Origin of the sequence: Mycolicibacter kumamotonensis (genome assembly GCF_002086285.1) — a bacterium.
GTDB classification, from domain to species: domain Bacteria; phylum Actinomycetota; class Actinomycetes; order Mycobacteriales; family Mycobacteriaceae; genus Mycobacterium; species Mycobacterium kumamotonense.
In genome coordinates this window covers 40,908-53,304 of sequence record NZ_MVHU01000022.1, presented here as the reverse complement: position 1 = coordinate 53,304, position 12,397 = coordinate 40,908, and the positions used below count along the sequence as shown (strand labels likewise).

Genomic DNA, 12,397 nt, shown 5'->3' with positions numbered 1-12,397 from the left:
AACTCTACGCCCATGGCATATGTGATCGGGAAGCCGTGCGTTGACGTGATGGACCGGGCCTGCGTGGAGGAGTGCCCCGTCGACTGCATCTACGAAGGCGGGCGAGCCCTCTACATCCATCCTGATGAGTGTGTGGACTGCGGTGCTTGCGAGCCGGTGTGCCCGGTCGAGGCCATCTACTACGAGGATGACCTTCCGGACGAGTTGCAACCCCACCAGGCTGACAACGCGGCGTTCTTCACCGAGGCCCTGCCGGGACGCGATGAAGCACTCGGCTCACCCGGCGGCGCCGCCAAGGTCGGCCCGCTGGGGATCGACACCCCGCTAGTGGCCAGCTTCCCCCCCCAGGGGGAGTGAGCGACATCGCCAAACCGCCTGGGCCGCCTGGAGGACGTCGACTCGACGTACTTCGGCTGGTGCAGGCCGCGGACGAGCCGCTGAGCATCGCGCAGATCGCCGACGAGTTGGGGGTGCATCCCAACACCGTGCGCTTTCACCTGGACACCCTGGTGGAAGAAGGCCGCGTCGAACACACCGAACCCGACCACAAGGGCCGGGGCCGTCCGGCGCTGATGTTCCGGGCGATCCGGCAGATGGACCGTGGCGGCACCCGCCGGTTCCGGCTGCTCGCCGAGATCCTGACCATCGGTCTGGCCGCCGACTCCGATCCCAGCGGCAAGGCGCTGGCGGCCGGCCGGGCGTGGGGGCAGCGCATGCGGCCGCTGAACCGCCCGACCGAGCCGGTCGACGCCCAGGAGTCGACCGACCAGCTCGTCGAATTGCTCGACGAGCTGGGATTCCAGCCCGAACAGCTCGAACCCGACGCCGCCGGCGAGCAACAACTCGGCCTGCGCCACTGCCCGTTCCTGGAGCTCGCCGAGACCTCGACCGAGGTGGTCTGCCCGATCCACCTGGGCCTGATGCAGGGTGCGTTGGAAGCCTGGGACGCCCCGGTGACGGTCGATCACCTCGACTCGTTCGCCAAGCCCGATCTGTGTGTGGCGCATCTGACCTCGGTGAAAGTCGATCAGCCCACACCGGGCCCGAACGGGGCCCGGATCGATCAGTCCCCGCCGGGGACGGTGCGAGTGGAAGGTTCTACCGGGTGAGCATGGCTTCCGGCGTCGCAGTCGCGGCGACATTTCTCTGGCTGGGCATGGTGATCGCGATCTCGTTCATGGAAGCGCCGCTGAAGTTCCGCGCGCCCAACGCGACCATTCCGGTCTGCCTCGGGATCGGCCGGTTGGTGTTTCGGGCTCTCAATGCCGCCGAGTTCGTGCTCGCCGCGGCTATCGCGGTGACGTTCGCCGTCGAGCCCCCGAGCGCCGCGGGCGTCGTGACGTTCGCGGTCGCGGTGGCCATGTTGTTCGCCCAGATGCTGGCCGTGCGGCCCCGCCTGAGCCGCCGCGCCGACCAGGTGCTGTCCGGATTGGACGCGCCGCGATCCCGGGCGCACTACGCCTACGTCGCCTTGGAGCTGATCAAGGTCGCCGCACTGGTGCCCCTGGGCATCGTGTTGCTGTCTCGCTGAGTGTCCGTCCCGAACACCTAACCGCCGAGCCGAAGGACTACCGATGGAATCGACCTCCCTGACCGCGTTGGCCGATGAGAAGCTCGCCGAGGCCAGGCAACACCACAGTGGGCGTTCGGCGCACACCGTCTACGGCGGTTCGGTGCACCACCTGCGCCAGACGCTGGTCGCGCTGAAGGCCGGCGAGGCGCTGGCCGAACACGACAGTCCCGGGGAGTCGACGCTGCAGGTGCTGCGCGGCCGGGTGCGGCTGACCGCCGGCGACGACGCCTGGGAGGGCTCGGCCGGAGAACTCGTCACCGTGCCGCTGGCCCGTCATGCGCTGGAGTCGCTGGAGGACTCGGTGGTGCTGCTGACGGTCGCCAAGAGCGCCGCGCACTGAGCGTGGCCGCGGCCGCACTCGCCACGCCCTGGTCGGTGCGGACCGGGTTGCGGGTTCCCATCGTCAATGCCCCGATGGGCGGGGTGGCCGGTGGTCGGCTGGCCGCCGCGGTCACCGCCGCGGGCGGGCTGGGCATGATCGGGATGGGCAGCACGGCCACGGCCGCGTCGCTGACCACCGAGCTGGCCCTGGCCGGGTCGGCGAGGTTCGGAATCGGCTTGGTGGACTGGGTGATCCGCGATGCCCCGGACCTGCTCGACACTGCCCTGGCCGCCGGCCCGGTGCTGCTCTCGGTGAGCTTCGGTGACGACCTGTCCTGGGTGCAGCGCGCCCACGCTGCCGGGATCCTCGCCGCCACCCAGGTCTATGACGTCGAGACCGCCCGGCGTGCGCAGGATGCCGGGCTGGACGTGCTGGTGGCCCGCGGAGCCGAGGGTGGCGGCCACGGCGAGGTGAGGCTGGCCACGCTGCCGCTGCTCGACGCCGTGCTGGACGCCGTGACGGTGCCGGTATTGGCCGCCGGCGGGATCGCCTCGCCGCGCAGCCTGGCCGCGGTGCTGGCGGCCGGGGCGGCCGGCGCCTGGCTGGGCACCTGCCTGTCGGCCTGCCCCGAGGCGTTGACCGGCGATGGCGCCCGGCGCGCCCTGATCGCGGCGGCTGGCACGGACACGGTCACCACCCGGGTCTTCGATGTCGGTCAGCGACTGGATTGGCCGGCGCGGTTCCCGTCGCGGGTGTTGCGCAACGAGTTCGTCGGTCGCTGGGCGGGCCGGGAGGGTGCCCTGGTCGACGATGCGGAAGCCGGCGCGGAACTGGCGGCCGCTATGGCCGCCGACGATCACCGCATCGCCCCGGTCGACGCCGGGCAGGGCGTGGGGCTGCTCGGCGGCAGCCGTACGGTGTCGGTGGTTCTCGACGAGTTGTGCACCGGGGCGCAACGGTTGCTGGCGCGCTGGGCCTAGCCCGGGTCCGGTGCGGCGCTGAGCACGACGCAGCAGCGCGAGGGGTCCGGGCACAGCCGGGTCCGCGGGCCGTGCGGCGCCAAAGCATCGCTGACACCGCCGATCAGCGCGAGGTTCATGGTGCAGGCCAGCTCCGTCTGGGCCTGGGCCAACGCGTGGAACGGACAGTTGGCCAAGTAGACCTCAGACGCGGCGGGGCCTTCGCGCGGTTCATAGCCGTGTTCGCCGAGCACGCGGATGGCCACCTCGAGCGCGGCCTGCGCGTCGGCGGGCGCTCGTCCCGCGGTCGCCGTGCTGCCGAGTTCGCGGCCGTAGTCGTGGGCCAGGGTTCGCAGTACGTCGATCGCCGGTGTGCCGGTGCGGGTGGATTCGGCGATCGCCTCGGCCATCAGCCGACCGGCCAGCTCGTATTCGCGCGGCGGCAAGCTGACGGCGATCTGGGCCAGGGAGCGTCGGTAGCGCTTCGACGGGCGGCCCGCACCGGGCCCGGAGCGGCCGGTGAGCCGGGCGTAGTCGCTCTGCAGCAGGCCGTCGGCCTCCAACCGGTCCAGATGGAACTTCGCCTGGTGGCGGGCGATTCCGGTCGCGGCGGCAGCCTCGTCGCGGCTGACCGGGTGGGGTTGGGCGGCGACGAATCGGTACAGCTCGCGGCGGACCGGATCGGCCAGGGCGCCGATCCCCGTCACGTCGCGGTCGCGGTTGGGCATGGTCACCGAACTTCTATCGGATGAAACTCTTGACGTTAGATTCTACTCGTTCTAACGTACAAATTGTCGATCGTTAGAACTGAGGAGGATGCCATGGGTACTACCGGTCATGCGAGTTCACCTGCCATTTCGGGGCGGTTGAAGGATCCGCTGTTCGAGGCGTTCTTCCTGCTGCGGACCCTGTTCACGGTCGCTCCGATCCTGTTCGGTCTGGACAAGTTCTTCAACCTGCTGCCGCACGTGCCCGACGGCGCGGGACCGGGTCACTGGGATAAGTATCTGGCCGGCTGGATCAACGACATCCTGCCCGGCAACGGCGACCAGGCGATGTACCTGATCGGCGTCATCGAGATCGTGGCCGGTGTCCTGGTCGCCGTCGCGCCGCGGATCGGTGCCTGGGTGGTGGCCGCCTGGCTCGGCGGCATCATCGTCGACCTGCTCACCTTGTCCGGCTACTACGACGTGGCGTTGCGCGACTTCGGTCTGCTGGTCTCCGCGGTCGTGCTGGCCCGGCTGGCGCAGGCCGTGCACACCCGCCAGGTGACCTGACACCGGCCGCCGCAGACCCGCGACCGCGCCACGACAACCCGATCCGGTCGTGGCGCGGTCGCGCCACCTCGGCGGTCACACCGCGCGCAGATAACGCGTGGCGATGACGCGCTGCGCCACCCGAGCCACCGGCCCGCCCACCCTGATCCACCAGGTGGCGGGCCGGGAGAACGCCCGCACCTGCGCGTAGACGGCGTCATCGGCCGGGTCGTAGCGCACCGCGAACAGCTCCTCACCGGATTCGGGATGCCCGGGGAGCGTGCCGTAGGCGAACCCGCGCCGGTTGTCCTCCTCGATCAGGTAGACCACCCGGCACGGTGCGCTCAGAAATCCCATCCGCACAACCACGGTCGTGCCCACCTCGGCGACGTCGCTGTCTGCCCGCACGCCCAAGCCGGCGCCGCGCTGCATGCCCCAGTGCAGCACCGCCTCGCCCGCCTCCTCGAAGCGCCGCCGGCCGCGGCCGATAGGGGCGGTGTGCTCCAGATGGTGGTATCCCTCGGGCAGTGCTCCGGCGGTGGCGCCCACCTCGGTGTAGGTCAGCTGGAGGTCACGCAGCTTGCTCAGATCCACCGGGCCAACCCTGCCATCGCGGCCGCGGCGTCCGCTCGAGAATCGGCTGAACGTTAAATAGACGGGTGACAGCCCCACATGCCGGCGGCGGTTTCAACCCGCCCGAGCCGACCAAGAAGGGCGGGCCGGACTACGGCCGGTTCCTGGAGACGATGCGTGCCCTGCAGGATCACGCCCGCGCCGCCGACGCCCCCGACGAGGTGATCAGCCGGGCAGCCGACTCGCTACAGGACATCTGCGATCTGTTGGCACCGTTCGACGCCGACGAATGGTCGTCACCGTCGGGGCGCCGGCTGGATCTGCCCATGCGCGGCAACCTGCTCCCGGTGCCGATGAAACTCAAGAAGAGTGAGGACGGGCGGCTGCGCGGCTGGGCCCGGTTCCGACGCTTCCACCTGGGACGTAACGGCGCCGCACACGGCGGCGCCATCGGGTTGCTGTTCGACTCGGTGCTGGGAACCGCATCGTGGTTGCTGACCGGCGGCCCCTACCAGCGCACGGCCTACCTGCACGTCAACTACCGCAGCATCGTCCCGATCGACCGGGAGTTGCAGCTCGAGGCGTGGATCAGCCGGACCGAGGGTCGCAAGATCTTCGTCGAGACCACCCTGTGCGACGGCGACACGCTGCTGGCCGACGGCGAGGCGTTGTTCGTGGTGCTCAAACCCGGGCAGCCATGAGCTCGGCCAGGATCGTTTTCGACGAGATGGACACCGGCCCGGAGCACTTCGCCGCGCGGCTCCCGCTGCCGGGCGAGCTGATCCGGTTTCTGCCCGGCGACGATCGGCCCGACTACTGTCTGGTGAAACTCGACCAACCGCTGCTGTTCGTTCCCGAACCGCCGCAGGAGATACCGGATTGGCTCAAAGAGCGCATCGCGGTCAACGCTTGGCCGACACCGGGCTTCGACATCGGCCGGGCCAGCCCCGACCTGGTGGTCCGGCCACCGGATCGGCCCCCCGCGGTCTGGGTGCACGGACTGATCATCTGCGCGCGGATGGTCGGAACACAGCTGAGTCCGACGATGCGCGATCTGTGGGTCAACGTCGCCTACATCATCGACTCGTCGCAGTTCGGTGCGGACCGGGTGGACTTCGAAAAGAACTACCCGGCCGCGATCGCGCGGATCAACCTGGTCGAGCCGTAACCGGCACTGGTGACGTTTGTTCGGCCTGGGGCAACCGGTGGTGCCCGTCCCGATAGCATGGTCCGGACATCCCGAACGCCCCTACATCCCTGGAGATCAGCAGATGAGCGCGCCCGCCATCCCCGCCCCGGCCACCCCGATTCGGGTGCCCGCCGGAACCACGGCGGCAGACGCGGTGCGCGCGGCGGGCCTGCCCAGCCGCGGGGCACCCGATGCGATCGTGGTGGTGCGCGACGCGCAGGGCAAGCTGCGCGACCTGAGCTGGATTCCCGACGCCGACACCGAAGTGACCCCGGTTCCGGCCGACACCGAAGACGGCCGCAGCGTCATCCGGCACTCGTGTGCGCACGTGCTGGCCCAGGCCGTGCAGGAGCTGTTCCCGGCCGCCAAGCTCGGCATCGGTCCACCGATCACCGACGGCTTCTACTACGACTTCGACGTGCCCGAGGCCTTCACCCCGGAGGATCTGGCCGCGTTGGAGAAGCGGATGCGGGCCATCATCAAAGAAGGCCAGCTGTTCTCGCGACGGGTCTATGAGTCCAAAGAGGCCGCACGTGCCGAGCTGGCCGATGAGCCCTACAAGCTGGAACTCGTCGACGACAAGTCCGGCGACAGCGAGATCATGGAAGTCGGCGGTGATGAGCTGACCGCTTACGACAACCTCAATCCCCGGACCCGCGAGCGGGTCTGGGGCGACCTGTGCCGCGGTCCGCACATCCCCACCACGCGGTTCATCCCGGCGTTCAAACTCACCCGCTCTTCGGCGGCCTACTGGCGCGGCGACCAGAACAACGCCAGCCTGCAACGCATCTACGGCACCGCGTGGGAGTCCCAGGAGGCGCTGGACCGTCACCTGGAACTGATCGAGGAAGCCCTGCGGCGCGACCACCGCAAGCTCGGAGTCGAACTGGACCTGTTCAGCTTCCCCGACGAAATCGGTTCGGGCTTGGCGGTTTTCCATCCCAAGGGTGGGATCATCCGCCGGGAGTTGGAGGACTACTCGCGGCGCAAGCACATCGAGGCCGGGTACCAGTTCGTCAACACTCCGCACATCACCAAGTCGGCGCTGTACGAAACCTCCGGCCACCTGCAGTGGTATTCGGAGGGCATGTACCCGCCGATGCACATCGACGCGGAGTTCGCCGAGGACGGCACGCTGCGAAAGCCCGGGCAGGACTATTACCTCAAGCCGATGAACTGCCCCATGCACCACCTGATCTACCGGTCACGCGGGCGCTCATACCGGGAACTTCCGTTGCGGCTCTTCGAATTCGGCAGCGTGTACCGCTACGAGCGTTCCGGGGTGGTGCATGGCCTGACCCGCGTTCGCGGCATGACCCAGGACGACGCGCACATCTACTGCGCCCGGGAGGGCATGCGCGACGAGCTGACCTCCTTGCTGCGCTTCGTGCTCGACCTGCTCGCCGATTACGGCCTGGACGACTACTACCTGGAACTGTCCACCAAGGACCCGGAGAAATACGTCGGCTCCGACGAGGTGTGGGAGGAGGCCACCGAGACGCTGCGCGAGGTCGCCGAGGCATCCGGGCTGACCCTGGTGCCCGACCCGGGCGGTGCGGCGTTCTACGGGCCGAAGATCTCGGTGCAGGTCAAGGACGCCCTGGGGCGCAACTGGCAGATGTCGACCATTCAGCTCGACTTCAACATGCCCGACCGGTTCGAGTTGGAGTACACCGCGGCAGACGGCACCCGCAAGCGCCCGGTGCTCATCCACCGGGCCCTGTTCGGCTCGATCGAGCGATTTTTCGGTGTCTTGACCGAGCACTACGCCGGGGCGTTCCCGGCTTGGCTGGCGCCGGTGCAGGTGGTCGGCATCCCCGTCGCCGACCAGCACGTGGCCTACCTCGACGAGGTTGCCGCACAACTGCGCAGCCACGGGGTGCGGGTCGAGGTGGACGCAAGCGACGACCGGATGCCCAAGAAGATCGTCAACCACACCAACACGCACGTGCCGTTCATGCTGTTGGCCGGTGACCGCGACGTCGAGGCGGGCGCGGTCAGCTTCCGGTTCGGCGACCGCACCCAGATCAACGGCGTGCCGCGCGACGAGGCGGTCGCTGCGATCGCCGGCTGGATCGCCGCACGCGACAACACCGCCCCGACCGCGGAGACGGTGGAGGCGGTGCTCAAGGCGGGCGACGTCCGGTGACCGGTGATGGGGGCGGCGAGCAGGGGATCGTGGACACCGGTGTCGGTGAGCCCGATCGGCTCGAGCGATTGTGGACTCCTTATCGGATGACCTATCTGGCCGAGGCGCCCCTCAACCGTGCGGAGTCGGGGTCGGCCCGGTCTCGCCAGCCGTTCACCGACATCCCCACGCTCTCCGACGAGGAGGGGCTGGTGGTGGCGCGCGGCGAATACGTCTACGCGGTGCTCAACCTCTACCCGTACAACCCCGGCCACCTGATGGTGGTGCCCTACCGACGGTTCTCGGAGTTCGAAGACCTCACCGAACCCGAGGGCGCCGAGCTGATGACGTTCATCCAGAAAGCCATCCGGGTGATCAAGGCGGTGTCGCGCCCGCACGGGTTCAACGTCGGTCTGAACCTGGGCGAGTCGGCCGGCGGGTCGCTGGCCGAGCATCTGCACGTGCATGTCGTGCCGCGCTGGGGTGGCGACGCGAACTTCATCACGATCGTCGGCGGCTCCAAAGTGATCCCGCAGTTGCTGCGCGACACTCGCCGGCTGCTCGCCGACGAGTGGGCGAAACAACAATGAGCAGACTGCCTTTCCTGTCCCGAGCGACGTTCGCCGGTATCACCACTCCGGTGGCGCGGGCGTTCCTGCGGGCCGGGCTCACCGCCGACATCGTCACGATCCTGGGTACCGCCGGTGCGGTGCTGGCGGCGCTGACACTGTTTCCGACGGGTCAACTGTTCGCCGGCACGTTGGTGGTCTGGTTCTTCGTGCACTTCGACATGCTCGACGGGGCGATGGCCCGCGAAAGCGGCGGCGGCAGCGCTTTCGGGGCGGTGCTGGACGCGACCTGCGACCGGATCAGCGACGGCGCGGTGTTCTGCGGGCTGGCGTGGTGGGCGGCGTTCGGCCTGGACAGTGCCCCGCTGGTCGTCGCGACGTTGATCTGCCTGGTGACTTCCCAGGTGATCTCCTACATCAAGGCGCGCGCCGAAGCCAGCGGCCTGCGTGGCGACGGTGGTTACATCGAACGCCCGGAACGGCTGATCATCGTGCTGGTGGGCGCCGGATTGTCCGACCTGCCGGTGTACCCGCTGCCGTGGGCGCTGCACGTGGCCATGTGGCTGCTGGCGGTGGCCAGCCTGGTCACCTGCGCCCAACGTCTGCACACCGTGCGCACCTCGCCGGGCGCGGTGAAACCGTTGCAGGACGCCGACGGCGAGGGACCAGACGGATCGTGACATTCCTCCCGAGCGGTCTGCGAGTTCCCGGGCTCAGCCAGCTGGACGCCTGGGCCACCGACGCCGGCTTCGCCGCGGGCTGGATGATGGTGCGCGCGCTACCGGAATTCGTCGCCCGCAACGCATTCGATGCGGGCGCGTTGATCGCGGCCCGCGGCAGGGGACCCGAACAGTTGCGCAAGAACCTGGCTCGTGTGCTGGGGGTGACACCGGACCAGGTGCCGGCGGCGCTGATGCGGTCCTCGCTGGCCTCCTATGCCCGGTACTGGCGCGAGGCCTTCCGGCTGCCCACCATGGATCACGCCGCGTTGGCCGGGCGGCTGCACGGTTCGGTGCGGGGCAAGCAGTACATCGAGGCCGCGCTGCAGACCGGTCGCGGCGCGGTGCTGGCGTTGCCGCACAGCGGCAACTGGGACATGGCCGGGGTCTGGCTGGCGCAGACCCACGGCGGGTTCACCACGGTCGCCGAACGGCTCAAACCCGAGTCGCTGTACCGGCGCTTCGTCGACTTCCGGGAAAGCCTCGGCTTCGAAGTCCTGCCGCTGTCCGGCGGCGAACGCCCCCCGTACGAAGTGCTGGCCGAGCGACTGACGGCCAACGGGCTGGTCTGCCTGATGGCCGACCGCGACCTGACCCGCAGCGGCGTGGCGGTCGACTTCTTCGGCGAGACCACCCGGATGCCCGCCGGCCCGGCCAAGCTCGCCATCGACACCGGAGCGGCGCTGCTGCCGGCGCACTGCTGGTTCGACGGCGACGGTTGGGGAATCCGGATCCATTCGCCGCTGGACTGCTCCAGCGGGGATGTCGATGCGATCACCCAGGCTCTGGCCGACACCTTCGCCGAGGGCATCGCCGTCTATCCGGAAGACTGGCACATGATGCAGCCGCAGTGGGTGGCCGACCTTCCCGAATCGCGACGGGCGCGCCTGGGGGAGAGCTGATGCGGATCGGCATGGTCTGCCCCTACTCGTTCGACGTGCCGGGCGGGGTGCAGGCGCATGTGCTGCAGCTGGCCGAGGTGTTGCGTGCCCGCGGACACGAGGTCAGTGTGCTGGCGCCGGCCTCGCCGCATGTGGAGCTGCCCGACTACGTCGTCTCCGCCGGCAAGGCCCTCGCGATCCCCTACAACGGGTCGGTGGCTCGGCTGCAGTTCAGCCCCGCCGCGCATCGCAAGGTCAAGAAGTGGCTCATGCGGGCTGAATTCGACGTGTTGCACCTGCACGAGCCGAACGCCCCCAGCCTGTCGATGCTGGCCCTGAACGTGGCCGAGGGCCCGATCGTGGCCACGTTTCACACCTCGACGACGAAATCGCTGACGCTGAGCATGGCCCAGGGCCTGCTGCGGCCGATGCACGAAAAGATCATCGGCCGCATCGCGGTCTCGGATCTGGCCCGGCGCTGGCAGATGGAGGCGCTGGGATCCGACGCGGTGGAGATCCCCAACGGGGTCGATGTGGCCGCGTTCGCCATGGCGCAGCCGTTGCCCGGCTATCCGCGCAGCGGCCGTACGGTGTTGTTCCTGGGCCGCTACGACGAGCCCCGCAAGGGAATGGCGGTCTTGCTGGGGGCGCTGCCGGCGCTGGTCGCGAAGTTCCCCGATCTCGAAGTGCTGATCGTCGGCCGCGGTGATGAGCCCGAATTACGCAGCACTGCAGGAAAATTGGCCGGGCATCTGCGGTTCCTGGGGCAAGTCGACGATACCGAGAAGGCGTCGGCGCTGCGCAGCGCCGACGTCTACTGTGCGCCGAACACCGGCGGTGAGAGCTTCGGCATCGTGCTTGCCGAGGCGATGGCGGCCGGCGCCGCGGTAGTCGCCAGCGACCTGGACGCGTTCCGCCGGGTGCTGCGCGACGGGCAGGCCGGCCGGCTGGTGCCGGTCGATGACCATGCGGCCCTGGCCGCCGCCTTGATAGAGGTGCTCGACGACGACGCGCTGCGGGCGTCATACGTGGCGGCGGGCCGCGAGGCGGTCCGACGCTACGACTGGTCGGTGGTGGCCGGCCAGATCATCCGGGTCTACGAGACGGTCGCCGGCGTCGGCCGGAAGGTCTCGGTGGGCGACTGATGGGCCCGACGATCGCCGGCACCGTGCTGGTGCTGGTCGCCGTGGCGGTGCTGGCCGCGGCGGTGGGCTGGGCCTACCAGACCGCTAACCGGCTCAACCGGCTGCACGTGCGCTGCGACCTGTCCTGGCAGGCGCTGGACGGAGCCCTGGCGCGCCGGGCCGTGGTGGCCCGGACCGTAGCGATCGAGGCCTACGGCGATGCGGTGGCCGGCCGGCGGCTGGCCGCCCTGGCCGATGTGGCCGAGCGCGCGTCGCGCGACGTGCGTGAGACGGCCGAGAACGCGTTGTCGGCCGAACTGGCGATGGTCGACGCCGCGTCATTGCCACCGGCGATGGTCGCGGAACTGGCCGACGCCGAGGCCCGGGTGCTGCTGGCCCGCCGGTTTCACAACGACGCCGTCCGCGACACGGTGGCACTGCGCGAACGGCCACTGGTGCGGGCATTGCATCTGGGCGGGACCGCGCCCATGCCAACATATTTCGAGATCGTCGAACGGGCAGGCATGATTGCGCACGGCGATCACGGAGTGCTGGATCCGCGCGTCTCGGCGCGGGTGGTGCTGCTCGACGAGACGGGGTCGGTGCTGCTGCTGCGCGGCCGCGACCCGGCCCTGCCCGACGATGCCGACAACCCGGCACCGCGCTGGTGGTTCACCGTGGGCGGGCAGGTGCTGCCCGATGAACCGCTGGCCGACGCGGCCGCACGCGAACTGGCCGAGGAGACCGGCCTGACGGTCGACCCCGGCGAGCTGATCGGACCGATCTGGCGCCGCGACGCCGCCTTCGAGTTCAACGGCGAACGGCTCGACAGCCAGGAGTTCTTCTTCGTCCACCGCACCGGCCGGTTCGAGCCGTCCGGGGCCGCTCGAACCGGGCTGGAGCGGAGCTACCTGCACGGGCACCGCTGGTGCGACGCCGACACGATCGCGCAGTTGGCCGCCGGCGGCGAAAAGGTCTACCCGCTGCAACTGGGCGAGCGCCTCGCCGAGGCGGCCCGGCTGGCCGACGCCGCCGGTACGGCTCCGGACATCCGCCGGATCACCTGAGGCGGCGCCCCGGGCGGGAAAACCCCCCTGGCGGTAA

The 12,397-nt window shown here is 69.6% G+C and carries 16 protein-coding genes; 14 read left to right on the top strand and 2 right to left on the bottom strand.

From position 1 onward, the window contains the following. The first annotated feature begins 12 nt into the window (after positions 1-12). The 5 genes from fdxA (at position 13) to BST28_RS14930 (ending at position 2,875) form a co-directional block, all read left to right on the top strand. A complete protein-coding gene (fdxA, locus tag BST28_RS14950) occupies positions 13-357 on the top strand; it encodes a ferredoxin (protein ID WP_019736128.1) in 345 nt (114 codons plus the stop codon). Further along, positions 354-1,109, top strand: a complete 756-nt coding sequence (locus BST28_RS14945; protein ID WP_019736129.1) for a helix-turn-helix transcriptional regulator — start codon at positions 354-356, stop codon at positions 1,107-1,109. Before fdxA ends, BST28_RS14945 begins: the two co-directional genes overlap by 4 nt. Positions 1,110-1,111: 2 nt before the next feature. Further along, positions 1,112-1,531, top strand: coding sequence for a hypothetical protein (locus BST28_RS14940; RefSeq protein WP_043335837.1), 420 nt, complete (start codon positions 1,112-1,114; stop codon positions 1,529-1,531). A gap of 43 nt (positions 1,532-1,574) precedes the next feature. Next, on the top strand, positions 1,575-1,913 hold the full coding sequence (locus tag BST28_RS14935) for a cupin domain-containing protein (RefSeq protein WP_019736131.1): 339 nt from the start codon (positions 1,575-1,577) through the stop codon (positions 1,911-1,913). 74 nt (positions 1,914-1,987) lie between these two features. Then, positions 1,988-2,875, top strand: a complete 888-nt coding sequence (locus BST28_RS14930; RefSeq protein WP_083081698.1) for an NAD(P)H-dependent flavin oxidoreductase — start codon at positions 1,988-1,990, stop codon at positions 2,873-2,875. Here the strand turns inward: BST28_RS14930 and BST28_RS14925 are convergent. Next, entirely contained in the window at positions 2,872-3,582 is a 711-nt protein-coding gene (locus BST28_RS14925) for a helix-turn-helix transcriptional regulator (RefSeq protein WP_019736418.1), read from the bottom strand. The two genes, BST28_RS14930 and BST28_RS14925, sit on opposite strands and share 4 nt — an antisense overlap. Before the next feature lie 93 nt (positions 3,583-3,675). On the opposite strand from BST28_RS14925, the gene BST28_RS14920 reads away from it, so the two are divergent. Beyond that, entirely contained in the window at positions 3,676-4,131 is a 456-nt protein-coding gene (locus BST28_RS14920) for a DoxX family membrane protein (RefSeq protein ID WP_029249074.1), read from the top strand. 75 nt (positions 4,132-4,206) lie between these two features. Here BST28_RS14920 and BST28_RS14915 read toward each other — a convergent pair whose 3' ends face one another. After that, the gene (locus BST28_RS14915) at positions 4,207-4,704 is read right to left on the bottom strand and encodes a DUF1990 domain-containing protein (protein ID WP_019736420.1); all 498 of its coding nucleotides are present in this window, start codon (positions 4,702-4,704) and stop codon (positions 4,207-4,209) included. Positions 4,705-4,769: 65 nt separating this feature from the next. On the opposite strand from BST28_RS14915, the gene BST28_RS14910 reads away from it, so the two are divergent. The 8 genes from BST28_RS14910 to BST28_RS14875 all read left to right on the top strand — a co-directional run bounded on the left by BST28_RS14910 (position 4,770) and on the right by BST28_RS14875 (position 12,360). Beyond that, positions 4,770-5,384 (top strand): PaaI family thioesterase, encoded by a 615-nt coding sequence (locus BST28_RS14910; RefSeq protein WP_083081668.1) that lies wholly within the window; start codon positions 4,770-4,772, stop codon positions 5,382-5,384. Then, on the top strand, positions 5,381-5,851 hold the full coding sequence (locus BST28_RS14905; RefSeq protein WP_083081666.1) for a hypothetical protein: 471 nt from the start codon (positions 5,381-5,383) through the stop codon (positions 5,849-5,851). Before BST28_RS14910 ends, BST28_RS14905 begins: the two co-directional genes overlap by 4 nt. 103 nt (positions 5,852-5,954) lie before the next feature. Next, complete coding sequence (gene thrS, locus BST28_RS14900) at positions 5,955-8,021, top strand: threonine--tRNA ligase (RefSeq protein WP_083081663.1); 2,067 nt, start codon at positions 5,955-5,957, stop codon at positions 8,019-8,021. After that, on the top strand, positions 8,018-8,590 hold the full coding sequence (locus tag BST28_RS14895; RefSeq protein ID WP_019736424.1) for an ATP adenylyltransferase: 573 nt from the start codon (positions 8,018-8,020) through the stop codon (positions 8,588-8,590). Before thrS ends, BST28_RS14895 begins: the two co-directional genes overlap by 4 nt. After that, the gene (gene pgsA / locus BST28_RS14890) at positions 8,587-9,249 is read left to right on the top strand and encodes a phosphatidylinositol phosphate synthase (protein ID WP_019736425.1); all 663 of its coding nucleotides are present in this window, start codon (positions 8,587-8,589) and stop codon (positions 9,247-9,249) included. The genes BST28_RS14895 and pgsA overlap by 4 nt, the downstream gene beginning before the upstream one ends. After that, positions 9,246-10,190 (top strand): phosphatidylinositol mannoside acyltransferase, encoded by a 945-nt coding sequence (locus BST28_RS14885; RefSeq protein WP_083081660.1) that lies wholly within the window; start codon positions 9,246-9,248, stop codon positions 10,188-10,190. The genes pgsA and BST28_RS14885 overlap by 4 nt, the downstream gene beginning before the upstream one ends. Then, entirely contained in the window at positions 10,190-11,314 is a 1,125-nt protein-coding gene (locus BST28_RS14880; RefSeq protein ID WP_083081657.1) for a glycosyltransferase family 4 protein, read from the top strand. Before BST28_RS14885 ends, BST28_RS14880 begins: the two co-directional genes overlap by 1 nt. Then, positions 11,314-12,360, top strand: coding sequence for an NUDIX domain-containing protein (locus BST28_RS14875; RefSeq protein ID WP_019736428.1), 1,047 nt, complete (start codon positions 11,314-11,316; stop codon positions 12,358-12,360). Before BST28_RS14880 ends, BST28_RS14875 begins: the two co-directional genes overlap by 1 nt. Positions 12,361-12,397 lie beyond the last annotated feature (37 nt).

Bases quoted from the DNA above. Each gene is read 5' to 3' on its own strand.
- fdxA (WP_019736128.1), top strand. From the start codon at position 13: ATGGCATATGTGATCGGGAAGCCGTGCGTTGACGTGATGGACCGGGCC.
- BST28_RS14940 (WP_043335837.1), top strand. From the start codon at position 1,112: ATGGCTTCCGGCGTCGCAGTCGCGGCGACATTTCTCTGGCTGGGCATG.
- BST28_RS14935 (WP_019736131.1), top strand. From the start codon at position 1,575: ATGGAATCGACCTCCCTGACCGCGTTGGCCGATGAGAAGCTCGCCGAG.
- BST28_RS14930 (WP_083081698.1), top strand. From the start codon at position 1,988: ATGGGCGGGGTGGCCGGTGGTCGGCTGGCCGCCGCGGTCACCGCCGCG.
- BST28_RS14925 (WP_019736418.1), bottom strand. From the start codon at position 3,582: ATGCCCAACCGCGACCGCGACGTGACGGGGATCGGCGCCCTGGCCGAT.
- BST28_RS14920 (WP_029249074.1), top strand. From the start codon at position 3,676: ATGGGTACTACCGGTCATGCGAGTTCACCTGCCATTTCGGGGCGGTTG.
- BST28_RS14905 (WP_083081666.1), top strand. From the start codon at position 5,381: ATGAGCTCGGCCAGGATCGTTTTCGACGAGATGGACACCGGCCCGGAG.
- thrS (WP_083081663.1), top strand. From the start codon at position 5,955: ATGAGCGCGCCCGCCATCCCCGCCCCGGCCACCCCGATTCGGGTGCCC.
- pgsA (WP_019736425.1), top strand. From the start codon at position 8,587: ATGAGCAGACTGCCTTTCCTGTCCCGAGCGACGTTCGCCGGTATCACC.
- BST28_RS14880 (WP_083081657.1), top strand. From the start codon at position 10,190: ATGCGGATCGGCATGGTCTGCCCCTACTCGTTCGACGTGCCGGGCGGG.
- BST28_RS14875 (WP_019736428.1), top strand. From the start codon at position 11,314: ATGGGCCCGACGATCGCCGGCACCGTGCTGGTGCTGGTCGCCGTGGCG.